This window comes from Nesterenkonia flava, from assembly GCF_031432335.1.
Lineage (GTDB): Bacteria > Actinomycetota > Actinomycetes > Actinomycetales > Micrococcaceae > Nesterenkonia > Nesterenkonia flava.
On record NZ_JAVKGT010000026.1, the window covers coordinates 17,894 to 43,967 of the forward strand.

Here is a 26,074-nt window from a genome sequence, read left to right on the forward strand (position 1 = left end):
TCAGGACTCATGAGCACGAGCGGAACGGACGAGCCGAACGAGAACCTTCCCCAGCCACCGCGCGACGGCCAGGCGTGGCAGGACGATCGAGCGCACACCCCCGCTGACTCTGCCCGGGAGGAGGCCGAGGCCTACGTGGAGGATTACCCGCACCAGGCTGAGGACCATGTCCATCCCGACGACGCGCCGCGCCATGACCCCTCGGAGCAGAGCGGGTCAGCCGATGTCGCAGAATCCTCGACCTCCGAGGGCACCGGGGACGCCGACGCTGTCGCTGCCGAGGAGACCGGCGCGCTGGATGACGTGGACCTCGACAGGGCTGAGCTGGCCACCGATCCGGAGGGCTCTGCCGCAGAGGACGGTCAGGACCTCGAGACGGACGGTGGGGACGGTGAGTCCGAGACCTCGGCCGAGCCCACGCTGACTGAGCTGCTCACCGGCACCGCCCGCGGAGACCAGGCCTCCTTCTCCGCGTTCTTCGAGTCCACCTCGGATGTGGTCTACGGCCTGGCGCTGCTGATGCATGCCGATGCCGAGGGGGCGCATGCCTCCACTATCGCGGTCTACCGCCACCTGTGGGACCAAGCTGACGCCCGCGCCCGCGATCTTCGCGTGCAGGCCCAGGCCTCCCAGCTGCTCACTGACGAGTATGCCGATTTCACCCCGGAGACCTCCCCGCAGGAGGGTGCCGACGACGACGTCACCTCCACCAGTACCTCGTTCAGGCCCAGTGAGTATGAGCTGGTCCTGGAGTGGCTGGTTCCGTTGGCACACCGGATCTTCGTGGAGCGGTTCCGTGAACGGCTCGCCGAGCCCATCCCGCTGGCCGCGGTGCCCAAGGAGCAGGGCGGAGGGGTGGCAGGGCTGCCCGAGGAGATCCTCGGGGACCTCATGCCCCTGTCGGACTCCCAGGCCCAGTCGCTGGCCCTGAGTTACCTGGTGGGCCTGCCCCACCAGCGCATTGCCGAACAGACCGGCGCCGCCATCCCGTCCATCAAATCGCGGCTGCGGGATGCGATGACCCGTCTGCACACCCAGCGCACCGAACGGGAGACCGAGCCCGATCCGATCCTGCGCGCGGCCGTCACCAAGAAGGATGTTCAGCGCTCGGGTGCGGTCAATCGCAACTTCACCAATGAGATTGCTGCGGATCTGGAGAAGGGCCTGCTGGTGGAGCTCGCTGAGCTCTACGCCCTGGACGCCCTCGATGATCAGGAGCGCGCACTGCTCGACGAGTCCGCCCTGACCGCCGAACCGGACCTGGCCCAGCAGTGGGACACCCGGGTGCTGGCCGCCCGGCGCACCCTGGCAGAGATCTTCGCCGCGCACTCCGTGGTGCCTCCCAGCCATCTTCTGGAAGAGCTGCTCGACAGCCTGGCCGACTCCCAGCAGGACATCGGCATGGGCATGGTCGAGGAGTTCACCGAGCGCACCGAGGAGACGGAGAAGCGCAATCCGGTGATGAAGAAGTGGATGTTCATCGTCGGGTTCCTCCTCATCGTCGCCGTCGGCGTCATCGTCATCTGGCAGGTGACGGCGGGGCAGAACGTCCAGGCCATCGCCGACAGTGACCCCGACGCGTATCAGGCCGAGGGAATCGAGATGACCCAGGGCGGCGAGATTCGGGCCGTCCTCTCCCCTGCCGAGGACATCGGGTACCTGGAGTTCACCAACGTCCCCGAACTGGAGGGCAATGCCACGTACCAGATCTGGCTGCTGCCGGTGGACGGCCAGACCCCGTCGAGTCTCGGCAACTTCACCGCCGATGAGCTCGAGGAAGAGGTGCTGCCGATCCGGCAGCTGGCCCGTTACCAGAACCTGCAGATCATGCAGGCACCCCACCGAGGTGAGGAACGCCCGATCGGCGACGAGGTCGCCCTCATACCCCTGGATGAGCGTGTGACCGAGATTGAATCGGGCGACGACGCCGGGGCCGAAGGCGCTTCCGACTCCGCGGAAACTGATATGACCCAGGCCAGCCAGTAAGACCGAAATCACCTGATCACAAGGAGTGTCAATGACGACGACCACGGACTTCACCACCTGCGACCTCTACGACGAGAACGAGTCCCTGCAGTCGCTGTCCCTGCAGCTGACCAACTTCGGCGGACTGGCCCGTTTCACCGGCCCCATCCGCACCGTGAAGTGCTACCGGGACAACGGACTGGTCAAGGATCTGCTGAATTCCCCCGGTGAGGGTGCGGTGCTTGTGATCGACGGCGAGGGTTCTCTGGACTCTGCTCTGATGGGCGACCTCATTGCCGCCGCGGCCGTGGAGAACGGCTGGGCAGGCGTGGTGATCAACGGCGCCATTCGTGACCGAGTCGAGGTGGGCCAGCTGCAGCTCGGTGTCAAGGCGCTGGGCACCAACCCGCGGAAGTCGGTGAAGGACGGCAAGGGCGAAGTCGACGTCGTGGTGGACTTCGGAGGCGTGACCTTCACCCCCGGTAAACGACTGTGGAGCGACGAGGACGGCATCGTCGTCGAACCCTGAGCTGCGGGCCTGCCTGACAGCCGCGGGCGGGGTTTCCCCGCCCGCGGAACCAGCGCTTCAGGCGTGATGGTCGGCATGAGCCGACCGAGAGCGGCGGGGTTTCCCCGCCTGCGGAACCAGCTCAGAACCCTGAGATCGTGGCCGGGTCGTTGACCACCACGTGATGGAACTCCTCGGCGTACCCCGAGGGCGCCGTCGTCGCCGAGGCGTCGGCGAGACCCGCCGCGTAGATGCCGCGCATCTGCTCTAGCACGTACTGCTCCATCTTCTGAGGGTCCCGCATCTGGCTGAAGTGCCTGCGCAGTGCCTGGATCTTCTTCTCGGCCGTCTCCGTGACGTCAACTCGTGTGGTCACGAGGTGCTGCGGGGCTCCGGCGAGCAGCAGATGCTTGATCTTGAAGGCCTCGAGCCCTGCTGCGTGCAGCTCCGAGTAGGCGAACGGGTTCTCCACAGCCGGGTAACTGGCGCGCACCACCGCCTCCCCGCAGGCCAGATGGTCCGGATGCGACTTCTGGAGCCGATCCCAGGCCCGCTCGGGGTGCATGGAGACGACCGCGTCCGGACGCGTCTGGCGCATGAGCTTGACGATCTTGCCGATCAGTTCATAGCTGGGCTCCACGAACCCGTCCTTCTCGCCGAGCAGCACGACGTCATCGATGCCGAGAACCTCGGCCGCCTCCTGCTGCTCCACGTGTCGCAGCCTCGCGGTCTCCTCAGGGTCGCGCTCGGTGTCGAAACCGCCGGCGTCGCCCGCGGTGAGCAGGGCCAGCGTCACGTGGACGCCGCCGGCTGTCAGCCCCGCCAGAGTCGCGGCAGCGCCGAAGTCCATGTCGTCAGGGTGGGCCCCGATGGCCAGCACACGCTGCAGGCCCAGGGAGTCGATGAGGCCTTTGGGCGTGAGGAGGCCCGTCGTCGTCGGCTGAGTCATCTTCAGCGAGCTCACATTCCGCTGAGGGTGACTTCTGCCTCGGCGGCCTCGCCGTCTCGCAGGTAGGTCACCGTAATGGTCTCACCGGGAGCGTACTCACGGATGGTCGCCGTCAGCGCGACCGGATCCTCGATGCGGCGCCCTTCAACCTCGGTGATCACGTCACCATCCTGCAGCCCGCCCTCTGCCGCGGGCGACTGCGCGGAGACGTCCTGCACCAGCGCACCGGCGGCGGCGCTGGCTCCGCCCTGGCCGGCCGACTGAGCGTCCGGGAGCGTGACCTGCACGCCCAGGAGGCCGTGCGTGGCCTCGCCCGTGTCAATGAGCTCCTGCGCGATGCGCTGGGCATAGTCGATGGGGATCGCAAACCCTACGCCGATGTTGCCGGCCTGATCGGCACCGAACATCCCTCCGCTGGAGGCGATGGCCACGTTGACACCGATGATATTGCCCTCGGTGTCCACCAGCGCACCGCCGGAGTTGCCCTGGTTGATCGCGGCGTCGGTCTGAATCACGTTCAGGGCGATGCTGCTCTGAGCCGGCTGATCAGGCTGGTCAGGGAAGTAGAACTCGAAGCCCTCCGGCTCGCCCGGGTCCTGATCCTCGGGCTCTTCGGGCTCGACGACGTCGCCCGTCTCCTCTTCATCCACCGCGGCGGAAGCCACCTGGATGGTGCGGTTCAGGGTGGAGACGATGCCCGTGGTGACGGTGTCGGGCAGGCCCAGCGGCGCGCCGATGGCGATCGTCTGGTCGCCGACGTTGAGATCTCCGGAGGATCCCAGCTCGGCGGGAGTGATGTTCTCCGTCTCGGCCAGACGCACGACGGCGAGGTCGCTGAGCGGATCCGTGCCGACCAGTTCGGCGGTGGTCACGCGTCCGTCATTCAGCCGCACCTGGATGTCCGGGTCGCCCGTGGCGCCTCCGAGCGTGACGACATGCGTATTGGTGAGCACGTGGCCCTGATCATCAAGAATGATTCCTGAGCCGGAGCCTGCGTTGTTGCCGTCGCTGACTCCCAGGGTGACCACGGAGGGCGCGGCCTTAGCGGCCGCCGCAGTGATGACCGTGGCGTCCTCCGGGGTGTTGATCTCGATCCCGGGGCCGGTGTTGGCCTGCTGGACGGACTGTTCCGGTCCCTCATCCTGCAGGTACCCGTACCCGAAAGCACCGATGCCTCCGCCGATCAGACCGGCGATGAGCACGCCGGCGAGGAATCCTCCGGCTCCGATGCCGCGGCGCTCCTTCTTCCGCGGGGGCGCCTCGAAGATGCTGCGGCCGTCGTCGTGGTGGTGGGCCGGACGCAGATGGGCCGGGTCCATGCCAGCGGGTGCGGGCCGCAGCTCCCACGGCAGGTTGTGATCGCCGCCGCCACTGGGGGAACCCCAGCCGTAGGGCGCGGGCTGATCGGCGGCTCCCGCGTGGTGCTGCGCCTGCGGCTCCTGCCGCGCGGAGTCAGCGGGGTTTCCGGCGGCGAAGCCGTGCTGCTCGTGCACCGCAGACTGGTCATCGGGGAACGCCTGCCCGGGCGCTTGCTGATGAGGCAGATGCTGGGTGGGGGCAGTGTGCTGTTGAGGGGCGGTGTACTGGTCTGACGCCGGCACCGATGCAGGAGGCTGAGGAGACGGATCTCGCGGAGCTGCCGGATCGAGTTGTGGAGCTGAATCGGGCTGCGCCGCCGGATCGGGCAGCGCTACCGGACCGGACTGCGCCTCCGGACCGGGCTGTTCCGCTGAGCCGGCTTGCGCCACGGGATGGGGCTGCGCCCCTGGGGCCGGCTGCACAGGTGGATCCTGGGAAGGAGCGGGATCCTCCTGAGGACCCAGATCCTGCTGGGGACCGTTTGGCTCCGGCTTTGGTTCCGGGTCGCCGTCTGGCGCGTGCGCAGAGTCGTCGGACTGCCCGTCGGGGGTCCCCTCTGCGGAGCTTTCTTCGGGGGAACTCTGATCAGCTGAGTCCTCGCGCTGGGGTGGCTCATGCTGGAATGACTCATCGCGAGCGGGCGGCGACTCGGGAGCACCGGGCGAGGGAGACTCGTCGTGACCCTGGGAGAAGGTGGGGTTCTGCTGCGGATCTTCCGCGGCCGGATCCTGTGACTGGGGGTCCTGCCAAGGGCCCTGAGGTTCCTGTGACATGCGGTGGTGCTGCTCCTACATCGAAGGAATGAGGCGGACAGTCAGTCCGTAGACGATGTCATACCTTCCTAATAGACTCCTAAGAATGGTGCCAGAGGCTACTGAAAATTTGCCTGGAATACTCTCAACTCTGCTGCCCGTGGGGGCGATGCTCACGGGGCCGCTTCTGATCGGTGCGGCCATTCTGGCACTCATCGGTGTGGGAGCAGTGTATCTCTCCGGAGGCAGGAAGCAGTCGCGGCGCCTGGCCGCGTCCCGCCGCGCCGGGCTCCCCGAAGCGGAGCAGGAGACTGACCCGCTGGACGAGTTCGACACCGAGCGTCTCCGCCAAGAGGCCGGCGGCATGCTGGTGGCTGCTGACAACGCGGTTCGCGCTTCGGAGCAGGAGCTTCTCTTCGCCTCCGCCTCCTACGGAGACGAGAAGATCAAGCCCTTCCAGGAGGATCTGGAGAAGGCCCGTGACCAACTCTCGCAGGCCTTCCGCCTTCAGCAGAAGATCGATGACACGCTGCGCGAGACAGATCGCCCCGCCGATGAAGAGACGCGGATCCGCGGCTGGCTGAAGGAGATCATCCGCAGCTGCGAGTCTCTGGATAGCACCCTCCAGGCCCATCAGCAGGAGTTCGACAGCCTCCGCAACCTGGAACGCGACCCGCGCCCCGCCGTCGAGCAGGTCCGCAGCCTGCTGCAGGAGCTCACTCCCCGCCGCGACCGAGCCCAGCAGTCGCTTGACTCCCTGGCCCAGGAGTACGATGAGGCCGCTCTGAGCCAGTACCGGGACAACCTCACCCAGGCCAACCAGGCCCTGCACGCCGCTGAGGAGGCCGCATCCTCGGCCGACCGTGCCATTCAGGCCGGCGAGACCTCCGCCGCCGTCCTGGCCCTGCACTCAGCCGAGCAGGCGGCGGCTGATGCCGGGGAGCTTCTCGATTCCATGGAGTCCACACGTGACCGTATGGAACAGGCGCGGAAGAACCTGGATATCGGCGTGGCCCAGACCGAGCAGGACATCGCCCAGGCCAAAGCCACTCTCGACGCCGGGCAGGCACCAGAACTGGCGGGACCGATCGCTGCGGCCGAGGCAGCCGTGGCTCGGGTCACGCGTGAGCTGAACTCCGGTCGAAGGATCGATCCGCTTGAGCTGCTGACCTCGCTGGAGATGGCACACCGGGAGCTGGATGACCCCCTCAACGCTGTGCGGGACCGTCAGGCGCGTGACCGCCGCGCCCGCGAGTCCCTGGACGCCGAGCTCCTGGCGGCACGTACCCAGGTGCAGTCCTCCATCGACTACCTGCGGTCCCGCCGCTACGGCATCTCCTCCACCGCCCGCACCCGTATCGCCGAAGCCGAGCGGTCGCTGGCAGAAGCGCAGAAGCTCGCGGACTCCTCACCAGCTCGAGCGCTGGAACTGGCCACCCAGGCGAAGACTCTCGGCGTGCAGGCGGCCCAGATCGCCGAGCGCGAGGCCGCCGAATCGAACATGCAGGCCATGGGAGGTTACGGCGGCGGCAGCCGTACACCCCTGGGCCTCGGGGGCGGTTATGGAGGCTACGGCACCGGTGGCGGATTCGGCGGATTCGGCGGCGGTGGGTTCGGCGGAGGCATCGGAGGGGTGGGCTCAGGAAGCTATGCCCGCCGCACCACAGCGAATCGGGCTATCAGGACCGGGATGCGCATGGCCGGCTACGGGAGCCGTCGTCGTCGGGGGCTCTTCTGAACCGCCTGACGAAATCTCCTCCGCAAGGCTGATGCGTCACACAGCCGGGGGCTCTAGTATCAGGAAAGTGATCGGACCACAGGCTTCCAAGGAAAGGTGATCACCGTGAGCAAGCAGTCCATTTTCGGCAGGATGTCCCAGCTGATCCGCGCCAACGTCAACGCCATGCTGGATCGTGCCGAGGACCCGGAGAAGATGCTGGACCAGATGGTCCGGGACTTCACCAACAACATCCGCGAGGCCGAGGAAGCCGTCGCCCAGACCATCGGCAACCTGCGCATGATGGAGGACGACTACAACGAGGACCTGGAGACCGCGCGCTCTTGGGGACAGAAGGCGCTCGCGGCCTCGCGCAAGGCCGATGACTTCCGCAACGAGGGCAACTCCGAGAACGCGGCAAAGTTCGACAACCTCGCCAAGGTCGCCATCCAGCGGCAGATGGACGCCGAGAACTCCGCCAAGTCCGCCGAGCCCACCATCCAGTCCCAGCGGGAGATCGTGGAGCGGTTGCGCACCGGTCTTGAGCAGATGAAGACCAAGCGTCAGCAGCTCATCACCAAGCGGGATGAGCTTGTGGCACGCTCCAAGGCAGCCCACGCACAGGCCCAGGTGCACGACGCGGTTAAGTCCATCGACGTCATGGACCCCACCTCGGAGGTGGGTCGCTTCGAGGAGAAGATCCGCCGCGAGGAAGCCCGCGTGCGCGGGCAGGCCGAGCTGGCGGCGTCGTCCCTGGACGCCCAGTTCGAGTCTCTGGAGGATCTGGGTGAGCAGGCCGAGATCGAGGCTCGCCTGGCGGCCCTGAAGTCCGGCTCCTCCTCCCCCGCTGCCATCGGCACCGGCAGCGAGTCCACCTCCGGAGTGAGCGAAGCTGACTTCGCCGCGCTGGAGACCGAGCGGGACAAGGCCTGAACCTGATCGGCCTGGTCAGTACCGAACTATGACAGCGGATCGGCCTAATTTGGCCCGATCTGAGACAATGGGGGGCGAGCATAGTTCTCGCACCCCCATTGTTGTTTCTAGGAGACCCTTCCCGTGACCACGACTGCAGATTCCACCAACGGCACTCCCACCTCCACCGGACCCACCGCGGTCAACACCGGCCTGGCGCACATGCTCAAGGGCGGTGTGATCATGGACGTGGTCACCCCGGAGCAGGCGAAGATCGCCGAGGAGGCCGGTGCCGTGGCGGTCATGGCTCTGGAGCGCGTTCCCGCTGATATCCGCGCCACCGGTGGCGTGGCCCGCATGTCTGATCCGGACCTGATCTCCGGCATCATCGAGGCCGTTTCGATTCCTGTGATGGCCAAGGCCCGCATCGGCCACTTTGTGGAGGCTCAGGTGCTGGAGCACCTGAAGGTGGACTACATCGACGAGTCCGAGGTGCTCTCCCCCGCGGACTACATCCACCACATCGATAAGTCCAAGTTCAAGGTGCCGTTCGTCTGTGGCGCCACCAACCTGGGTGAAGCGCTGCGCCGCATTACCGAGGGTGCGTCGATGATCCGCTCCAAGGGCGAGGCCGGTACCGGTGACGTCTCCGAGGCGATGAAGCACATCCGCACCATCAACGCCGAGATCGCCCACCTAACGTCACTGGCCGAGGATGAGCTCTACGTGGCGGCCAAGGAGCTTCAGGCCCCCTACGACCTCGTCAAGCAGGTGGCGCGCGACGGGCGCCTGCCCGTGGTGCTGTTCGTGGCCGGCGGTGTGGCCACTCCCGCTGATGCGGCCATGATGATGCAGATGGGCGCCGACGGCGTCTTCGTGGGCTCAGGCATCTTCAAGTCCGGCAACCCTGAGGCTCGTGCCGCAGCCATCGTGAAGGCGACCACCTACTACGACGATCCGGCAGTCATCGCCGAGGTCTCCAAGGGGCTGGGCGAAGCGATGGTGGGCATCAATGTGGCCGACGTTCCCGCACCCCACCGCTTGGCCGAGCGTGGCTGGTAAGTTGCGCAAGAACTCTGTCTGATTTTTCGACGGCATCGCACCGTCCGCGGCTCCTTCCATGAGCGCGGGCGGTGCGGTGCTGTTTCTGCTCGTGGTGTGAAATGAGGTAATGATGTCTCCCAGGATTGGTGTTCTGGCGCTGCAGGGTGCCGTAGCCGAGCATGCGCGAGCACTGCAGGCTGCCGGCGCTGAGGTCACCAGCGTCCGCCGTCCCGCTGAACTGCAGGGTCTGGACGGCCTGGTGGTACCCGGTGGGGAATCCACCGCCATGGCGCGGCTGGCGGCCCCGGTGAAGATGTTTGAGGCCGTTCGCGAGAAGCATCAGCAAGAAGGCCTGGCGCTGTTCGGAACTTGCGCGGGGCTGATCCTCATGGCCGAGCGGGTCTCCGATGCCGAGGCTCTCGAGGGCTTCGAACGAATCCGGGGACTTGACGTCGTCGTGCGCCGCAACGCCTACGGGTCCCAGCTGGACTCCTTCACCACAGCCCTCGACGTGCAGGGGATCCCCGAGCAGGAGCGCCCCCTGGACGCCATGTTCATCCGGGCGCCCGTGATTGAGGACGTGGCCGGAGCTGACGTGGAGGTTCTAGCCGAGGCTCAGGGCTCACCCGTGGCGGTGCGCCAGGGAAATGTGCTGGCCGCCAGCTTCCATCCTGAGCTGACGCAGGATCACCGCCTGCACGCCCACTTCGTGGATCTCTCTGCGGGCTGATCGAGTGAACGGGCCGGCACGGTCATAGGCCTTCTCCAAGCCGCTCCAGCTGCGCATCGAGAGCAGCGCGCTGACGAGCTCGACGCTCAGCTGGCAGCTTCGATGTGCTCAGGAAGGGCAGCGAGTTCCTCCGGCGGGACCTCCTCGCCGTTGACAAAGACCGTCGGGGTACCAGCTACACCGTGTTCGCTGCTCAGAGCATTGGTGTATTCCACAAACTCTGCGAAGCGTTCCTCCTCGATGCAGGTACCCAGGTCTGCGCCGTAGCTCTGGGCGATCGTGATGAGGTCGTCCTCATCCAGCTCGGTCATGTCCGCGCGTGCCTCAGTCACCTCGTGAAGATAGCCCAGGTAGTTCTCCGGAGATTCCTCCGCCATGCAGGCGAACGCGTTGGCGGCCTGAGCCGAGTACGGTGGGCGCACGAAACTCACCGAGCGGTACTCCAGGGAAATTTCCCCGGCCTCCAGCCACTGCTCGAACTGCTCGCCGAACATCGACTCGAAGTTTCCGCATGCCGGGCACCCGGCATCGGTATAGATCACCACGTGCACCGGAGCCTCATGGTCCGCGGGGCTGAGTCCCTGGTCGAGGTCGGACGGCAGATTGTCGGGGTTCGCCTCCTCGAGCTGCGGGGAGTCAGAATCGGCGAGCGCATCGGGCGCTGTCAGGACAAATCCGCCCTGGGCGGTCGCCGAGGCGGGAATCTGCGCACCCGCCTCGTCCGCTTCTGTCTGATCCGCTCCCGGCTCGCCCTCACCCTCGCCATCCGGATCCCCGGCGGAGGTCCCTTCGGTCTCTTCAGCACTGGTCTCCTGACCCTGCTGAGCCTCACCCTCCTCGTTATCGTCGCCGGCCAGCAGCCACCAGAGCAGCAGGCCCACGAGCCCCGCCACGAGGAGCGCACCGACGACGATTCCGGCAATGGCTCCGCCGGAGAGGCCATTGCCCCCGGGCTGGGCCGGGTACTGGGACTCGTGGTGCGGGGGTTGCAGCTGGGGCGAGTAGTGCGGAGGCTGGGTCACGGTTGGTGTCCTTTCGTGTGTGCTGTCATCAGACTATCGAGCCCGCTCCGCCTCTCCGGAGAACAATCGGCAGGTCAGTCCAGGTCGCGCAGCAGCCGCTGCCCGATGTCGGTAAGGTCATTGGCCTCGTTGGAGAAGATCACCACAGCCGTCTCCTCGGCACGGTCGATCCACACGATCGTGCCGAAGCCGTGGGACATTCCGTTGTGCCACAGCGTGGTCTCATCGTCGAGGTGCCACCCCAGTCCCATGCGGGGATGAAGACTGCTGGGGTCCGCGGCGCTCATCCCGGGGGCCTCATCCTCCAGGACTGCCAGAGCGAACGTCGAATAGTCGGCAATGCTGGAACGCAGGGAGGAGGAGGGACTGAACGCCTCGGACGCGAAGGTCTCTTCCTCTCCCACCCCGTGGCCCGGCAGCAGTAGCTCGTCCGAGGGGTGCCCGTCGAGGCGGGAGGCGAAGGTGTGCTCCATCTCCAACGGCCCCGTGAGGCGTTCGACCAGCAGGTCCTCGTATGGGATCCCTGCTCGCGCCGCGAGCGCGTGCCCCAGCAGCGAGATGCCGAAGTTCGAGTACAGGTAGCTGCCCCGGCCGCTGAGCTGCTGCTGCCCGGCCAGCCGTACCAGCTCCTCGGCATCTATCGGATAGGGGTTTCTGCCCTCGCGCCGTAGCGCGTCAGACTCGTCCGAGAAGCCTTCGGCCTCCGGCACAAGCGGCAGCCCCGACGTGTGAGTTGCCAGTTCCTCCAGCGACACCTCACCCACTTCGGTACCGGAAAGCTCAGGCAGCAGGTCTGCCACCGGGTCTTCGAGCTGTACCTCTCCGCGATCCACTGCATCGGCCAGCAGCATGCCGGTCAGCGGTTTGGAAAGCGAAGCGATCTCAAAGACGCTGTCGGTCCGCGCCTCCCCGCTGGTGGCGATGTGGATGTCCCCGTCCTCAATCACCGCTACGGCGGCGCTGTGACGAAACTCCCGGCTGTTGTCCTCCAGAAAGCTCTGCAGTTGTTCCTCTCGGGTTCCCTCACCGCGTTCCGGCAGAGTCTCCGGCTGCTGGCACGCGGTGAGCGCCAGGAGACAGCAGATCCCCGCGATCGTCAGGCCACGGCCGGGCGCCGTCGTTGTCGACATCCTTCTCGGCACCGCGTTTAGTCGAGGTCCCGGATCTGCTGCTCGGAGATCTCCAGAAGCTGGAGCATCTCCTCGATCAATGCGTCCTCGTCCGCAGCATCGGCCCCGTAGACCGTGAATTCCACCGCCACCGTGCCGAATTCACGACTCAGACGGAGATTGTTGATGGTCTCGCCGTCCTCGATGAGGACGACGCCGTGCACGTCGCCCTCTTCCACCACTCGGGCTTGAAGGTCACGTCCCTCCTCCTCGCCGCGAACCGGCGTGCAGGCCACGTACTGCCGCTCCCATTCGCCGTCCCAGTTCTGGGGCTCCGAGTAGGTAATGGTGTAGCCCTGAGCTTCATCTCCGGTGCTCAGCTCATAGCGGTTGGAGGCTGATCGCTCTGCGGGATGAGAGCTGACGTCGTCGTAGAGGTCATCCCGCAGGTAGTCGGAGTAGTCCTCCAGGGCAGCCAGGCACTCCTCAGCCCCGTCGACGTCCCCCACCAGGTCCTCGGCCCATTCCACCTGCTCCTCCTGGTAGCTGAGGATCTCCTCGATTTCCGCGTGTTCGGCGCTTCTGGCCTCGCTCTCGCCGAGCACCTCCACTCCTGAGGGCAGGTCCTCGGAGTCCTCGCCAGGCAACACCTGCTCCAGGTCGGACGCGCTCAGGGGCTCGTCCGGATAGGCGCTTCCCAGCCTCCCGGATAGGAAGAGGACTGCGATCACCACAAAGGCCACGAAGAGCACGACGACGGCGATGAGTCCCGCAATCAGCCCCGTGCGTCTCTTCCCGGGGCGGCCCTGCGGTGCCCCCTGAGGGCCCTGCGGCGCACCGTAGGGGCCGTGCGGGGGCAGTCCAGGGCCGCCGGGCCCCGCCGGACCCTGTCCCGGGTAGCCCCCGGGGCCGGGTCCCTGTCCCGCAGGAGCCGATCCCCCTCCGGGAGCCGGCGGCACCTGATGCGATGGCTGGTGGTGAGACGGATCTGACGGCGGCTGGGTGCTCATTCTGTTCCCCTCGTGTACCTCGTACGCGTGCATGTCCTCACCAACACCCTACGGAAGACGGCGGGGGTGACGGCTGAAGTGTTACGGCAGGCCCAGATGCTCCTTCTGCCGGTCGACGAGCTCGGCGAACGTCTGCTCGTCAATGCCCGAGGCGCTCACGGTCAGAGTGTTGTGGCCGTGGTCCAGTGAGGTCAGATAGGTGCTGGCCGGGCCCTTGCCCTCAGGCGTGATCTGCAGGACGTCGACGTCGTCGTAGGCGATGTGCTCCACCCTGTGGAGCGTGCCCTCCTCATCCGCCAGGTGAGCGTCATCGCAGGTCAGAGCCGTCTGCTCCCAGAGAGGCTGGAGCTGTGAGAGCCTCCGGTAGCTGATGATCCCCAGTGTGACCTCGGCGGTCCCACGGACTTCGGCGGCATGCAGACTCACGTAGGACTCCTTGGTCGTCTCCAGGGAGTCGTGGGTGAAGGTGCCCAGCAGGGTGAGACAGGCAGCGGACTGACTTTCCCCGTCGTCGTTGCTCTCATGAACCCGCCGCGGCAGGTCGAGCAGTTCGACGACCGCAACGGCCTCCTGGTAGTCGGTCTCGAAGTCGGTGGCGAAGACCTCGGCTGGGTCGGCCAGCAGGCTGCGGATCTGCAGGGGCCTGAGGATGCCATAGGTCTCAGCGCGCGGGCCGGCCACCGGTGAGGGGTCTGCAGCCGTGTCGGCCTGGGGAACCGGCACGGTCTCCTCAAGAGGAACAGTCTCGGCGGTCAGCGGTTCAGCGTCTGGGGCGCCGGGCCGCGGCTGCCCCGGGTGGCCGTCTCCAGTCACCGTCTGGGCGCTGCACCCTGTAAGAAGCAGGACGGCGGACAGCGCGGCGGTTGACCACGCCGTGATGGCTGCTTTGATCGTGCGCCGATGCGCGGAAAAAACCATGGCAGAGTGCACCTCCCTCGTATCCCTCGTGATGCGTTCCTAATTATCGCCGGGGCGGCTCAGCGCTCCCAGCCCGCCCCCAGCTCCTGGGGATCCTCGGCTCAGGAGGACCCGACCTGGGGGTCCCACGCATCCCAGGCGGTGACACACTCAACGGCCTCCTGGCCCCGCCCCAAGGCTGTGCATGCGGTCACCCCGAGATCGGCATGCGGAGGACGTGCCTCCTGATCGACCTGGACCAGGCCCTCGGCCAGTGAACTCGGCGCATGGACATGCAGGTGAATGATGACCAGTTCCCCGCTCTCGATCCCGAGCTCGGCGGTCCACTCGTGGCCGAGGACCTCTCCGACCACCGGATCGGGGATGAACTCGAATCCCGGAGGAAATGTCGCACTCAGGAACGTGTTCGGCTGGTCGTCAGGACCCTGGTTATCCACCCGGATTTCGTAGATCAGTTCCTCTCCCGGTGAGACAGCTCCGCTGCCGAGCCGCCCGAACTCCAGCTCCAGCGCACCCGCGGACGTCGGGTCTTCAACACTGACTTCGGGCTCCTCGGCGGCAGCAGCAGAGTCGCCGTCATCGCCGCGTTCGGCACGTGGCTGAGCATCACTGGCAGCGGAGGCCCCCTCCCGCTGGTCGTCGTCGCCCAGCACAGCCATCAGCGCCAGAACGGCCACCGCCCCGGCTCCTACGAGTGCACCCGCCAGTACCAACAGAACCAGATACACAGGCCGCCTCCCGGAGGCACGGTGCCCCGGCGCAGCCTGTCCCGGGACCCCGGGCGGCGAGCCGTGCCAGTGCGCATCTGGTACACCGGGCGGGGACACGGGCGGTTGGGGCGGTCGCGGAGGTGTCGGGGGTTGGTGCATCAACGAATCCTTCCGCGGCTTCCCGCGCGGGTCGGCTTAGGGACTCCACCACCCTACGGAAAGAGATCACGGAATCCTGTCCCCCAACAGCGGACCGGGAAGCGGGATTTTCCGGGCGTTTTCCGAGCGCCCGGAATCAGACCCGACACTCAGTCCAACCCTGCCTCGAGCCGCTCGTTCTGGGCGTCCAGAAGCTCAAAGAGCTCCTGTTCACCTGGACCGGTGTAGTACACCTCGAGGAGGTTGTTGCCGTGCTCTTTCAGAACCACGGCGGTGTAGTGATCCGGTTGTCCCTCGGAGGTCATGAGCAGGCTCTGGCCCTCAAAGCCGTGGTGGTCAATGTGGCTGAGCCGAATCTCAGCCGCGCTCCCGCTGGGAGACTGGAGCTGCCAGGTCATGTCTGCACACGCTTCATAGGCAGGGCGCAGGTACCCGAGAGCGTTCACCGGCTCGGTGTAGCTCAGGAGCATCACATCCGCAGCATACGGTCCCGCCTCACGGTCCGCGTCGGCGTACCGGTAGACGCCCACTTCAGGTTCCGTCCGCAGGAAGGCGTTCAGCTCCTCATGGTCTTCAAGATCCATCCAGGGCTGCAGGCAGGCGTCGGCGTCCTCCACATCGGCGTCCTCCAGGTCCTCGCGGAGGGCGTCCAGGTCGAATCCGACCGTGTCCTGGTGGAACGGGAAGTACAAGTCACCAGTGAGGTCCTCGAAGTCGTCCGTGTCGATAGTCTCCACACCGGATTCGGAGACCTCGAAGGGAAAGTCCTGTTCACGAACCAGAAGCTCTTGCGCCTCTCGCGTGGTCTCCAAGGTCTCCTGCGTCCGGTCGCCTCCCAGAACGCCCGTGAGGAGGAGAATGACGACGGCACCGCCACCCAGGAGCACTACCAGCCCCAGGACTCCTCCGATCATCAGCCCGCGGCGGCGCCTTCTGGGGTGCGGGGGTGGCGGGTACTGGCCGTGGCCGGGTGGTGGAAACCCCGGTGGAGGGTAGCCCGGTGCTGGAGAACCGGGTGCAGGTGTCCCCGGGGCCGGGCCCTGGGGTGGCGGTGGTGTACTCACGTGATCCCCTTATGTATACGCCGTCGTCTGTATCCGTGCTGTTTAACCTAGCGGGTGACAGGTCCATCCGACAGGTGTGAGCTTGCGGCCCTGTCCCCGCAACGGGGTCACAGTCCTCGCTTGAGGGCCTGTGTCGGGCATGATGTGATGGCAGGAGCATTGACGGGACGTGCCGCCTGGCACACAACACCATTATTCAAGGGGCAGCATGACGGACGGATGGAACACTGACGGCCAGAACGGCGGCCAGCAGCCTCAGGATCCGGGGGCCCGGGCAGCAGATCCGGCCACGCCGCACGCGGAGCTCTACGAGCTGGCAGCGCACCATCCGCAGCTGCGTCCGATCATCGCTGGCAATCCCAATACCTACGAGGGGCTCCTCGAATGGCTCGGCAGCCTCGGGGATCCGGCCGTCGATGCGGCGCTGGCCCAGCGCGGAGACGCCGGCGCAGAACCAGCCGCTGATTCCGCGGAGGACCAGCCCACACAGGCCTTTGAGCCCCAGACCCCCGGCGCTGAGACCTCAGCACCCTCGGCAGAGTCAGCACAGCCGGCGGATGACCAGCAGACCCAGATCATGCCCTATGCAGGCACCGCTCCGTCAGCGCAGTCCGCGCAGCCCGCCGGCGAGCAGCCGACCCAGGCATTCCCGGCCTACGGGGAGCAGCAGCACGGGTACCACGAGACCGAAGAATTCTCCGCCTCGCAGGAGCCGCAGCAGGGTTCGCAGGAGCACTTCGGCGCTGGCGACTCGTCCGCCGCAGCCGGCACCGCGGCCGCCTACGGACACGATCCGCAGGGCTACGCACCCTCGGGATATTACCAGTACGGCCATCCGATCCAGCAAGGTCAGCAGGGGTACTACCCCACGGCCCCCGTGCCCGGTTATGACTATCAGGAACAGCATCAGTGGCCCGGCTATGACCAGTCCTCGGGCTACGGCTACTACCAGCAGCCTGAAGAGCAGCAGGAGCAGAAGAAGCGCGGCGGCGCGGGCGTGCTGATCTTCCTGCTGCTGCTTCTGGTGGCCGGCGGCCTCACCGCCGCCTACTTCATCCTCGACCCCTTTGACCGCCGCGAGGACACCTCGGCCGCCGAGGACCAGCAGCCGGGCGCCGAAGAGGATGAGGACCAGGAGCCCACTCCCAGCCCGAGCCCCACGGAGGAGGCCACCACGGATGAGGAGGAGGACGAGGAGGAGCTCATTGAGGTGACTCCTGAAGCTCCCGAGTTCGACGAGGAGACCGGCGAACTGACCATCCCCTCGATCGACGGCGTGATCTACCTGATCGACGGCGAAGAGATTACCGGCGTCTACGAGGTTGATCCGGGTCAGTCCGTCACCGTGACGGTGGAGCCCGAGGAAGGCTATGAGTTCCCCTCCGGCACTCAGACCCGCCTGACCTTCGAGGCCGCTGAGGAGGAGGACGACGAGGATCCCGAGCGTCCTGCTCCGGACAACGCGATTCTTGCGACCTCCTTCTCTGCGCCCAGCGGCAACATCCACTGCGAGATCAGCGGCGATGAGGCGCTGTGCACCATCAATGAGCATGACTTCGACGCGCCGTCGGGATGCAGCAACGGCGTCACGCTGCGCGTGACTCGCGAGGGTGATTCTGAGACCTCCTGCAGCGATGAGGTCAGCCAGCAGTCCCGGGCACTGGACTACGGGGACGCCATCACCAACGATGACTTCGCCTGCACCTCTGACATGGACGGCATCGAATGCTGGTCCACCCAGACCGGCAATGGCTTCTTCATGGCCCGGGAAAGCTACGACCTCTTCTAAGCGGGATCAGGCCGGTGGTTCCTCAGCCTCGGCGGCCGATTGCTCCTGGGACTGCGCCTGGGACCAGGAGACCAGGCCTGCGTGAAGGGCCTCAGCATAGCGCTGGCGCCCTTCCTCCGTCTCCATGACGGCAGCTTCCTCTGCGTTGCGCATCTCGCCGAGTTCCATCATCACCGCCGGCACCTCGGCCCAGTTCAGGCCAGCGATGTCAGACCGAGCCATCACGCCGCCCGCGATCTGGTTGGACGGGGCGAAGCCCTCCTCCGCCAGACCGTCCATGAGGTGCCAGGCCAGGTCCGACGACGGCTCACCCTGGGCTGGATTCAACGGGGGATCCGAGATGATCGCAAAGTAGCCGGCATAGTAAGGGTCGCTGCCGTTGGCGTGGATGGAGACGTAGACGTCTGCTCCGACGTTCTGGGGGAACTGACCCCGTTCATCCACACAGGGACCGAAATCGGTGTCATTCTGTCGCGTCAAGCTGACCTCGGCGCCGTCGGCCTCCAGCAGGGGGACCAACCGCACGGAGACGTCCCAGTTGAACGCATGCTCCGGGTATCCGGCGTTGGTTGCTGCTCCGACGGCCTGGCAGTCCTTGAATCCCCCGCGCCCGTCCGGCACCTGGGTGAAGGCCCGCGCCGGGTCGGCTCCAATACCCCCGGCGTGCCCTGGATCCAGGGCTATGTGTACTCCCTCCAGGGCGGGCTCCTCCTCAGCAACGTCCTCATCGGAGGCCTCCTGCTCAGATTGCTCCTCGGCACTGTCGCGCTGCGAATCGGCCGTTTTTTTCTCACCGGAAGAGGTCTCCGTGGAGGGCGGGGAAACCTCGGGAGCGGGCGAGGAGGCTTCTCCCTCCGCCGCGGGCGCGGCAGGCTCCTCCTGATCGATGAGTCCGCAGGCGCAAAGGGCGAGCAGACCCAGGAGCCCGGTCGAACAGAAGGCCCGCCCGGATCGGTGATCCGCGCGGGCCTTGCTGCGTGAGCTCACGGTCTAGAACCCAGCGCTCAGAGCGTCGTCCTGGGCGTCCAGGAACTCTTCGAACTCCTCCTGATCGGTGCCCTCGTAGTAGACGAGGATGACGTTGTTGCCGTGGTCACGGACTGCATAGGCGAGGAAGGCATCCTCCTCGCCGAAGTCCGATGACTCGGAGGTGCCCCTGACCGCAATGCCCGTGAAGCCGGCGTGGCTGAAGGCGTCAAACTCACCCTCGACTTCGTAGTCATCGTTCACGAACTCGAACGAGTCGCCTCCGCACTCGCTGCGGACGTCGCTGAGGTAGTCCTCAAAGCTCACAGAGTCCTCGTAGCTGCCCAGGAGCACACGGAGGGTGGTCTCGCTCCCGCTTTCGGCTTGCAGGTACGACGCCGCAACGGGGGCTTCCTCACGAAGCATCTCTGCGAGGTCGTCATTGCGCTGAAGGTCATAGACCGCGTCGAAGCACGCTTCGTTGTAGTCCACGTCCTCGTTGCGGAACCCATCTTCCAGGCTGGCGAGGAGCTCGACCTGGAAGAACTCCTCGGCGCGGGAGCGGTATTCAGACGGCTGAATGCTGAGGGCACCGTAGCTGTCTGTGCGGAAGGGGAGGTCACGTTCACCGACCGTCACGCTCTGGGCTTCACGGGCGGTGAGGGTATTGCGAGTCTCATCGGTGAAGACTCCAGCCAGTGCCAGTGTCGCCACCAGAACGAAGATGACGAACGCCGCACCGGCGGCCGCTGCGATGACCACCACCTTGCTCGGCCTCTTCTTCCCGCTTCCGGCGGGCTGCGGCTGGTGGGGGTAATGGCCGCCGCTGCCAGGGTCGGCGGGGCCTGAGAGCCCGCCGGGACCCGCCGGACTGCCGTACTGGCTTCCCGTCGGCGCAGGAGGCTGCTGCGGAGCTCCAGGCTGACCGGCGTCGGGGTCAGCCGGGGACGACTGGTCGCGAGGGGGCTGGTTCGGACCCGGCGGGGGTGGCGGCGGTCCCTGAGTCATGCGTCGGCTCCTCGGAGGTGCGATGGTGATGTCCGTGCCAGCCTATCGAAACTGGTCAGGGCCTGAGCGGAGAAGACAAATGAAGAAGGCGGCCCCGATAGTTGGGACCGCCTTCTTCATCGTTACTGACAACGCGTGGAGAGGACTCAGTCGAGTCCAGCCTCCAGCAGGTCAGCCTGAGCGTCGATGAACTCCATGAAGGTCTCCTCGTCCTGGCCCATCTGCACCAGGATCATGGCGTTCTTACCATGGTCCAGGTAGGCGTAGGACATGTCGATCTCCATGCCATCGAACTCGGACTCACCCGAGAAGTGCATGCCTTCAAAGCCGCGGTGCTCGAACTCCTCGAAGTCGACCTCTACGTCCTGGCTGGCCTCGCCGTCAGCCTCCTCCATGGCTTCCATCTCATCCTGGCAGGCCTGCTGCAGGTCATGGAAGATCTCCAGGAAGTTCGGCAGCTCATCCTCGTAGCTCACCATTGCAGCCACCATGCCGCTGGGCATGCCGAGGCCGAGGTTCCCGCCGTCAACCATGGAGAAGCCCACGGTCACGGGGCGCACGGCCAGCTCTTCAGCCAGGTTCTCGTCATCAGCCAGGTCCTGAAGGTGGTTACGGCACTGGTCCGTGAGCTCCACGTCTTCACGGGCGAGCTCTTCTTCGATCTCGCCGGACTCCAGTGCCCGGGCGACCTCGTCCTGAGCCTCACGGATGTTGTTCTGAACTTCTTCCTCGTCCCAGTGATCCAGGGGGTCCACGATCTCGCGCTGAGCATTGTCGGCCGCGATCGGGAAATCGTCCTCGCGGACCAGCAGCCGGTCCATGTCCCGAGTAGTCAGGGTCTCCTGGGTCTCATCGCTGCCAAAGACGTTGGTCATGAACAGCACCGCGATGACGATGCCTGCCAGTGCCACCACGCCGACGACGGCGCCGATGATCAGCCCGAGCTTGGACTTCTTCTTCGGGGGCTCCTGCGAATAGTGCGGCTGTCCGCCGGGGTACCCCGGGCCGCCAGGACCGCCATAGCCGGGGCCACCCTGACCGGGACCACCGTATCCGGGACCCTGCGGTCCGCCTGGGGTGCCGTAGCCCGGCCCCTGTGGTCCGCCGTGCCCGGGGCCACCCTGCTGTCCGGGATAGCCCGGACCCTGCGGGCCAGCGGGAGGCTGGCCGGGGTGATGAGGCTGTCCTGGTCCCTGCGGGGGCTGCCCGCCGGGGTAGTTGTTCGGTCCGTCAGTCATGAGTGACTCCCTCCGTGTTCTGCACTCCGTTTACTGTGTTTACAGTAGCAAACTTCTTGGGGTTGTGGTCAAATTCTTCGCTCTGAGTTTCGTGACCCCCGCCTTCGCGCCGGTTCTCGGACCGCGGCCAGGCGCGTTCGCCGAGCAGCTGGATCGCCGCCGGCACCATGATCGTTCGGACCACAAACGCTTCGAGCAGGATCGCCACGGCCAGTGCAAAGCTGATCTGCCGGATCGCGGTGAGCTCCGAGTAGGCGAAGCCGATGAAAACGGCAACCATGATGAGGCCGCAGGCCAGCACTACGGTGCGGCTGCGCCGCAGCCCCTCGGTCACCACAGCCCAGCCGGGCACTGACTCAGCCCGAGCCTGGCGCATGCCGGAGGCGGTGAAAAGCTGGTAGTCGATGGCCAGGCCGAAGAGCACTCCGGCCATGAGCATCGGCAGGAACGCCACGACAGCGCCGTCGTCCGCCTGGTCCCCGACCACGCCGAAGAGCTCCGCGCCCCACCCCCACTGATAGACGGCGACGACGGCACCCAGTCCTGCTAACAGGCTCAGCACATAGCCGGCACAGGTCAGCAGCGGTATCCAGAGGCGGCGGAACAGCAGGAACAGGATCACCACGCAGACCAGCAACACCACGCCCACGTAGAGCGGCACCGCGGTGGAGAGCGCGGCCGCCAGATCTGCATCGGCGACGACTCTGCCGGTGAAGCTCAACGAGTCCAGGCCGAACTCAACCATGGTGGCTTCTCGCTCGTCCTGCATGGCAGCCAGGATCGCGGCGGTCTGGTCGTCCAAGGGCCCGAAGCGGGGGGTCAGCTGGATCAGGTGCACTCGTCCGTCGTCACTGACAGCCACCGGGGCCGCACGGGCCACCGCGGAGTCGGCGGCGAAGTGCTGAGCCAACCCCAGGCTCGCCTGCAGCTGTGCGGCCTCATCGGCCTGATCTCCTGGACTCTCGGCCAGTTCGGCCAGTGCGTAAATGCGCGCGGTAGCACCGTCACCAAAGTGCTCGGCGGTCAGCACATACGCCTCGTGAGCGGTGGAGCCCTCAGGCTCGGAGGAGCCCGCGGGCAGAGCCAGACGCATATCCAGCACCGGCAACGCGAGGATGACCATCAGACCCAGGGGCACCAAGAGCGAGGGCACCGGGAACCGTGTAGGCAGGGCCAGGCTCACCTGCTTCGTGGAGGTTTCCTCCGGCGTCCCCTCATTCTTGGAGACCAGTCCAGGAATACGTGAGCCGACGCCGGCGAGGAGCCCACGCAGCGGCGGCGTCGTCGTTCTCGGTGCCCGCAGAGCCCTGACCCCCAGCAGGCTCAGTGCTGCCGGGACCGCGGTGAGGGTCGCCAGCGCGACGATCCCGATGGTGAGGGCTGCAGAGAGTCCCATGATCGCCAGGAAGGGCACGCCGGTAACGGCGAGCGCCGCCAGAGCCACCATGGTGGTCACCGCGGCGAAGAAGATGGTCCGGCCTGCCTCCGCAGAGCTGCGTGCCAGAGAGGCACGGAGCTGACGCGGCCCCAGTTCCTCAGGTGTCGGGACTGCGGGGAAGCTTCGCTGCCAACGATAAATGTAGAGGAGGGCATAGTCGATGCCGACGGCCAGACCGAGCATCAGAGCCAGGACGACGTCGGTGTCGGCGATATCGACGAAGCGACTTGCGGTGAAGATCAGGGCGATGCCGGTGCCCGCGCCAACGAGGGTGACCAGGAGGGGCAGACCCGCGGCGGCGATGCGGCCTAGCACCACGAGCAGGACTAGCAGGGCTACCGCCAGTCCGAGGATTTCGCTGGGCCCCAGCAGTCCGCCCAGATCCTGCACAAGCTCCAGACCGAACTCGGCGCCCACGCCCTCCGGAAGGCCGGTAATGACCGTGTGGGTGAGCTGTTCCCGCTCCTCGGCGCTGAGCAGGTGCGCGGGGTCCTTCAGCTGAACCCCCAGAATGGCGACGCTGGAGTCTTCGGACAGGGCCTGCACGGCGCGCAGTGAGCTCACGTACGCCTCAGAGAGCTGAAGCTGCTCGGAGATACTCAGCGGCTCCTCGGGGTCCATGGACTCCACGAGCTCCATGACCGGGCCCACGAGTACGTCGTCGAGGGCTTCGAGTTCGTGTTCGATGACGTCGAGCTGGGCATCGAAATCCTCCGTCCGGTAGGCCTCTGAGAGGCTCTCGGGATTAAAGAGGTGATCGTAGATCAGGTACCGCTCGTAGGGAAGGTCCAGTTCGGTCTCGACCTCGTCAAGGAACTGCCCCACGGCGTACCACGCTTGGGTGCGCTCGGCCTCAGCCTCGCTGAGCTGGCGACTGAGCTCAAAGGGGTCAGAGACAGAGACGACGGTGCTCAGCTGCTCCAGCTCTTGGGCGATCCGCTCCAGGCCTGCGCGCTGCTCGGCAGTGAACTCGCGCCCCCCGGTGTGAAAGACCATGGAGGTCCCGCCCACACCGGCCTCAGGAAGCAGCTCGTTGATGCGATCTGCCGTCTCCTGGAACTCAGCGCCGGGCAAGCGATAGTCCGAACCGGTGGGACGGCTCAGCAGCACCGCTGCGGTGACCGCGAGAAGAAGCACCACCGCCCAGCTCACGAGCACACGCCGTGCGTGACGCGCGCAGAACTCCCCCAGCCGGTAGAACACAGTTCTGGACTCTAGCCGAGGTGCGGTGCGGCGAGCGGGGCTCAGAGGCCGGCCTCGAGCTTCTCCGCCTGGGCATCGAGCACGTGCTCGAAATCCTCACGTCCGATGTCTGCAGCATCGACCCAGACGAGGTTGGTTCCCATGTCCATGGTCGCTACGGCCGCGTCGATCGTGTTCGATCCTGGCGAGGACTGAATGTAGAGGCCTCGGAAGCCGGCGTGGTCAAAGTAGGCGAACTCGTCACCGTCGACGCTTGCACCGTCACAGTCCGCTTCGATCTCGTCCCACATGCTGCCCGTGTCCGGCGCGGCATCAAAGCTGACGATTCCCAGCGTCAGGATCAGGCCGTCGCTGACGTCGGCGCCGAAGGCTCCTGCGCTGAGAATATCGCTGGTCTCATCCAGCTCCACCAGATAGGTCAGGCTCCGGTAGCACTCGATGAGGCGCTGCTCGCTTTCCTCGAAGGTGTAGCCGAACTCGTCGGCCTCGTCTTCGATCTCTTGAATCTCATCGGCCGTGGGCCACTCCTCCGACCACTGGAGGAAGAGGTAGTCGTCTGCCTCACGGATCGTGTCGTCGGGATCGTAGGGAAGGTCCACCGTATCGATGAGCAGGTCCTGGATCTGCCCCGAGCTCAGCTCCTCTTCGAGGCTGACTCGCGGTTCTTCCGGCTCCTCGGTGGGCGCCTCCGCGGCGGCGGTGGTGTCATCGTCAGGGTCCTCCCCTTCGGCGGAGGCGGGGCTCTCCGAGGGGTCCGCCGCGGGAGCACCGGCATCGGAGGTGTCGGATTCGGCGGTGTTGTCCCCGCTGCGGTCAAAGAAGCCCGTCAGAGCAAGCACCGCGACAACGCCGCCGATGATGGCCAGTCCCACGATGCCCAGAATGGCATAGAGCGGTCCGTGGCCGCCTTTCTTGGGCGGCCGCGGATGCTGAGGGGGAGGATAGCCAGGCGTCCCTGGTCCACCTGGGCCCTGGGGGCTTCCCGGACCTCCGGGGTACCCCGCCCCCGCGGCCGGTCCGGTCTGGGCGACCTGCCAGTTTGCCCCCGGGGTGGGTGCCACATGGCCAGGGTGGACGTAACTGGGCTGGCCCGGTTGGTGCTGGCCCTCCGGCGGGGCGAATCCACCCCGGTGACTGCTGTTCAGCGGCGGCGCGGGTGAACCCGCTGGCGGCGGCGCCGGATGCCCGTAGGGGTGTTCTCCCTGGCGCTGGTAAGGGTCGCCGTAAGGCTGTTGCGGACCGAAGTGAGGCTGCCACTCCTGGGAGGACGGCGATTCGGGGTCTGGCTGCTGCCCCTGCTCTGGCTGCGGGCGGCCCTGTTCGTCACTCATCAACGCTCCGTTCGCTCTGTACTCCGTGCCGCCGTGGCGGGGTTTGCTTCACACCTTACGAATCACTCTGGCATCGTCCTGACATGTTCCTGGGCGTTGCGTGAACAACGCCTTCTCACCAGCGTGAAGCGTACCGGCTGCCCCGTTTGCGGCTCCGGCCTGCGGCGCGCGGACCGCGTTGACGGCGGGGGTGCCTCGGGGTTGTTACGGTGGTGGGCGTGTCTTTCTTCCCCCACGTGACCCCGCGGCTGGGCACGATCCGCGCGAGCGCGGCTCTCGGCATCGTTCTTCTGAGCCTCAGTGCCTGCGCGGAGACCGGTGCCCAAGGCGCCTCTTCACTGGATGCCCAGCGCGCCGCTGAGGCAACCGCTGACGCGAGCCGTGAGGCCGCTCCCGAGACCTCTGCACCGAACGACTACACGCTCGAGGAGTTGCGGGACATGAGCTTTGAACAGTTCCGCTCCGCAGAGGTGTCCCGCGAGCAGCGCTACCAGCTGCTGTGGCATTTCGCGGAGCTCTCGGAGGAGCACGCAGAGCTCTTCTCCCATGAAGAAGGCCTGTTCGCCTACAACCCCACCAATCTGGCCCACCGGGGGAACTCGCCCGACAACATTCTGCTTCAGCACTGGTACCTGCAGCAGCTCTACCGGCTCGGTGAGCTGCTGGCCGAAGAGCACGGTGGTCAGGACATCGCCCTCAAACTGGCCCTGGCTGTAGATCCCGCCGGCGTAGCGCCGCTGGAGAACCTCGTGGCAGAGGCTGATACCGAGACGCCGGCCTGGCTGCTGGAGTCCCGCTATGAGTTAGTGGACGCTGCGCCTTGTCTGGCCCCGCCCGAGGGTACGCAGCTGAGGGTGCCCTGGGAAGAGCAGACCTGTTATCAGATCGACTTCGCCATCACTCAGGGAGAGGCAAACGAAGCCCGCCCCTACTTCCACTGGGTGGAGTTTGAGGACGCCGACGGCGACGACGCCGGACTCTGGGTCCGCTCTGCCCAGCACTGGCGCTAGGCAGGCTGGTCAGTCCAGGCCCGCCTCAAGCTTCTCCAGCTGAGCGTCGATAAGGTCCTCGATCTCGCGCTCAGTGATGTGCGTCCGGTAGATCATGATCGAGTTATGCGGCTCTTCGTATTTGAGGGTGTAGAGGCAGGGACGGGGAGCAGCGGCGTGGCGG

At 66.3% G+C, this 26,074-nt stretch carries 21 protein-coding genes; 8 read left to right on the top strand and 13 right to left on the bottom strand.

The window, feature by feature from the left end:
• Positions 1–9: 9 nt before the first annotated feature.
• Positions 10–1,986: an anti-sigma factor domain-containing protein gene (locus RH857_RS10085; RefSeq protein ID WP_310537846.1), complete on the top strand. Its 1,977-nt coding sequence runs from the start codon at positions 10–12 to the stop codon at positions 1,984–1,986.
• 31 nt (positions 1,987–2,017) lie between these two features.
• Positions 2,018–2,494: a ribonuclease E activity regulator RraA gene (gene rraA / locus RH857_RS10090; RefSeq protein WP_310537847.1), complete on the top strand. Its 477-nt coding sequence runs from the start codon at positions 2,018–2,020 to the stop codon at positions 2,492–2,494.
• Positions 2,495–2,615: 121 nt separating this feature from the next.
• On the opposite strand, the gene RH857_RS10095 is transcribed toward rraA, so the two are convergent.
• On the bottom strand, positions 2,616–3,437 hold the full coding sequence (locus tag RH857_RS10095) for a PIG-L deacetylase family protein (RefSeq protein ID WP_310537848.1): 822 nt from the start codon (positions 3,435–3,437) through the stop codon (positions 2,616–2,618).
• Positions 3,434–5,554, bottom strand: coding sequence for a trypsin-like peptidase domain-containing protein (locus RH857_RS10100; RefSeq protein ID WP_310537849.1), 2,121 nt, complete (start codon positions 5,552–5,554; stop codon positions 3,434–3,436). Before RH857_RS10100 ends, RH857_RS10095 begins: the two co-directional genes overlap by 4 nt.
• A 109-nt stretch (positions 5,555–5,663) precedes the next feature.
• Between RH857_RS10100 and RH857_RS10105 the strand changes: the two genes are divergently transcribed.
• From RH857_RS10105 to pdxT, 4 genes are all read left to right on the top strand, one after another.
• Positions 5,664–7,271 (top strand): TPM domain-containing protein, encoded by a 1,608-nt coding sequence (locus RH857_RS10105; RefSeq protein WP_310537850.1) that lies wholly within the window; start codon positions 5,664–5,666, stop codon positions 7,269–7,271.
• A 105-nt stretch (positions 7,272–7,376) separates the two neighbouring features.
• Positions 7,377–8,183, top strand: a complete 807-nt coding sequence (locus RH857_RS10110) for a PspA/IM30 family protein (protein ID WP_310537851.1) — start codon at positions 7,377–7,379, stop codon at positions 8,181–8,183.
• Between the two features lie 123 nt (positions 8,184–8,306).
• Entirely contained in the window at positions 8,307–9,224 is a 918-nt protein-coding gene (pdxS, locus tag RH857_RS10115; protein ID WP_310537852.1) for a pyridoxal 5'-phosphate synthase lyase subunit PdxS, read from the top strand.
• Between the two features lie 112 nt (positions 9,225–9,336).
• Positions 9,337–9,936 (top strand): pyridoxal 5'-phosphate synthase glutaminase subunit PdxT, encoded by a 600-nt coding sequence (pdxT, locus tag RH857_RS10120; RefSeq protein WP_310537853.1) that lies wholly within the window; start codon positions 9,337–9,339, stop codon positions 9,934–9,936.
• A gap of 86 nt (positions 9,937–10,022) precedes the next feature.
• On the opposite strand, the gene RH857_RS10125 is transcribed toward pdxT, so the two are convergent.
• The 6 genes from RH857_RS10125 to RH857_RS10150 form a co-directional block, all read right to left on the bottom strand.
• Positions 10,023–10,958, bottom strand: a complete 936-nt coding sequence (locus RH857_RS10125) for a DsbA family protein (protein WP_310537854.1) — start codon at positions 10,956–10,958, stop codon at positions 10,023–10,025.
• 74 nt (positions 10,959–11,032) lie between these two features.
• Complete coding sequence (locus RH857_RS10130) at positions 11,033–12,088, bottom strand: serine hydrolase domain-containing protein (protein WP_310537855.1); 1,056 nt, start codon at positions 12,086–12,088, stop codon at positions 11,033–11,035.
• 17 nt (positions 12,089–12,105) lie between these two features.
• On the bottom strand, positions 12,106–13,077 hold the full coding sequence (locus RH857_RS10135) for a hypothetical protein (protein ID WP_310537856.1): 972 nt from the start codon (positions 13,075–13,077) through the stop codon (positions 12,106–12,108).
• A gap of 81 nt (positions 13,078–13,158) precedes the next feature.
• On the bottom strand, positions 13,159–13,995 hold the full coding sequence (locus RH857_RS10140) for a hypothetical protein (protein ID WP_310537857.1): 837 nt from the start codon (positions 13,993–13,995) through the stop codon (positions 13,159–13,161).
• A 101-nt stretch (positions 13,996–14,096) separates the two neighbouring features.
• Positions 14,097–14,723, bottom strand: a complete 627-nt coding sequence (locus RH857_RS10145) for a hypothetical protein (RefSeq protein ID WP_310537858.1) — start codon at positions 14,721–14,723, stop codon at positions 14,097–14,099.
• 290 nt (positions 14,724–15,013) lie between these two features.
• Positions 15,014–15,778 (bottom strand): hypothetical protein, encoded by a 765-nt coding sequence (locus RH857_RS10150; RefSeq protein ID WP_310537859.1) that lies wholly within the window; start codon positions 15,776–15,778, stop codon positions 15,014–15,016.
• Between the two features lie 358 nt (positions 15,779–16,136).
• Between RH857_RS10150 and RH857_RS10155 the strand changes: the two genes are divergently transcribed.
• A complete protein-coding gene (locus RH857_RS10155; protein WP_310537860.1) occupies positions 16,137–17,717 on the top strand; it encodes a variant leucine-rich repeat-containing protein in 1,581 nt (526 codons plus the stop codon).
• 6 nt (positions 17,718–17,723) lie between these two features.
• Here the strand turns inward: RH857_RS10155 and RH857_RS10160 are convergent, their stop codons facing one another.
• The 5 genes from RH857_RS10160 to RH857_RS10180 form a co-directional block, all read right to left on the bottom strand.
• On the bottom strand, positions 17,724–18,704 hold the full coding sequence (locus RH857_RS10160) for an N-acetylmuramoyl-L-alanine amidase (protein WP_310537861.1): 981 nt from the start codon (positions 18,702–18,704) through the stop codon (positions 17,724–17,726).
• A gap of 3 nt (positions 18,705–18,707) precedes the next feature.
• Complete coding sequence (locus tag RH857_RS10165) at positions 18,708–19,691, bottom strand: hypothetical protein (RefSeq protein ID WP_310537862.1); 984 nt, start codon at positions 19,689–19,691, stop codon at positions 18,708–18,710.
• A 146-nt stretch (positions 19,692–19,837) separates the two neighbouring features.
• A complete protein-coding gene (locus tag RH857_RS10170) occupies positions 19,838–20,929 on the bottom strand; it encodes a flagellar basal body-associated FliL family protein (RefSeq protein WP_310537863.1) in 1,092 nt (363 codons plus the stop codon).
• On the bottom strand, positions 20,922–23,570 hold the full coding sequence (locus RH857_RS10175; RefSeq protein WP_310537864.1) for an MMPL family transporter: 2,649 nt from the start codon (positions 23,568–23,570) through the stop codon (positions 20,922–20,924). The genes RH857_RS10170 and RH857_RS10175 overlap by 8 nt, the downstream gene beginning before the upstream one ends.
• 41 nt (positions 23,571–23,611) lie before the next feature.
• Positions 23,612–24,901, bottom strand: coding sequence for a hypothetical protein (locus RH857_RS10180; RefSeq protein WP_310537865.1), 1,290 nt, complete (start codon positions 24,899–24,901; stop codon positions 23,612–23,614).
• 218 nt (positions 24,902–25,119) lie between these two features.
• Here RH857_RS10180 and RH857_RS10185 point away from each other — a divergent pair, with 218 nt between their 5' ends.
• Positions 25,120–25,911, top strand: a complete 792-nt coding sequence (locus tag RH857_RS10185; RefSeq protein WP_310537866.1) for a hypothetical protein — start codon at positions 25,120–25,122, stop codon at positions 25,909–25,911.
• Positions 25,912–26,074: the final 163 nt, after the last annotated feature.

Excerpts from the sequence above, each read along its gene's own strand:
- RH857_RS10085 (WP_310537846.1), top strand. The coding sequence starts at position 10 with ATGAGCACGAGCGGAACGGACGAGCCGAACGAGAACCTTCCCCAGCCA.
- rraA (WP_310537847.1), top strand. The coding sequence starts at position 2,018 with ATGACGACGACCACGGACTTCACCACCTGCGACCTCTACGACGAGAAC.
- RH857_RS10100 (WP_310537849.1), bottom strand. The coding sequence starts at position 5,554 with ATGTCACAGGAACCTCAGGGCCCTTGGCAGGACCCCCAGTCACAGGAT.
- pdxT (WP_310537853.1), top strand. The coding sequence starts at position 9,337 with ATGTCTCCCAGGATTGGTGTTCTGGCGCTGCAGGGTGCCGTAGCCGAG.
- RH857_RS10130 (WP_310537855.1), bottom strand. The coding sequence starts at position 12,088 with ATGTCGACAACGACGGCGCCCGGCCGTGGCCTGACGATCGCGGGGATC.
- RH857_RS10135 (WP_310537856.1), bottom strand. The coding sequence starts at position 13,077 with ATGAGCACCCAGCCGCCGTCAGATCCGTCTCACCACCAGCCATCGCAT.
- RH857_RS10140 (WP_310537857.1), bottom strand. The coding sequence starts at position 13,995 with ATGGTTTTTTCCGCGCATCGGCGCACGATCAAAGCAGCCATCACGGCG.
- RH857_RS10150 (WP_310537859.1), bottom strand. The coding sequence starts at position 15,778 with ATGATCGGAGGAGTCCTGGGGCTGGTAGTGCTCCTGGGTGGCGGTGCC.
- RH857_RS10155 (WP_310537860.1), top strand. The coding sequence starts at position 16,137 with ATGACGGACGGATGGAACACTGACGGCCAGAACGGCGGCCAGCAGCCT.
- RH857_RS10165 (WP_310537862.1), bottom strand. The coding sequence starts at position 19,691 with ATGACTCAGGGACCGCCGCCACCCCCGCCGGGTCCGAACCAGCCCCCT.
- RH857_RS10170 (WP_310537863.1), bottom strand. The coding sequence starts at position 20,929 with ATGACTGACGGACCGAACAACTACCCCGGCGGGCAGCCCCCGCAGGGA.
- RH857_RS10180 (WP_310537865.1), bottom strand. The coding sequence starts at position 24,901 with ATGAGTGACGAACAGGGCCGCCCGCAGCCAGAGCAGGGGCAGCAGCCA.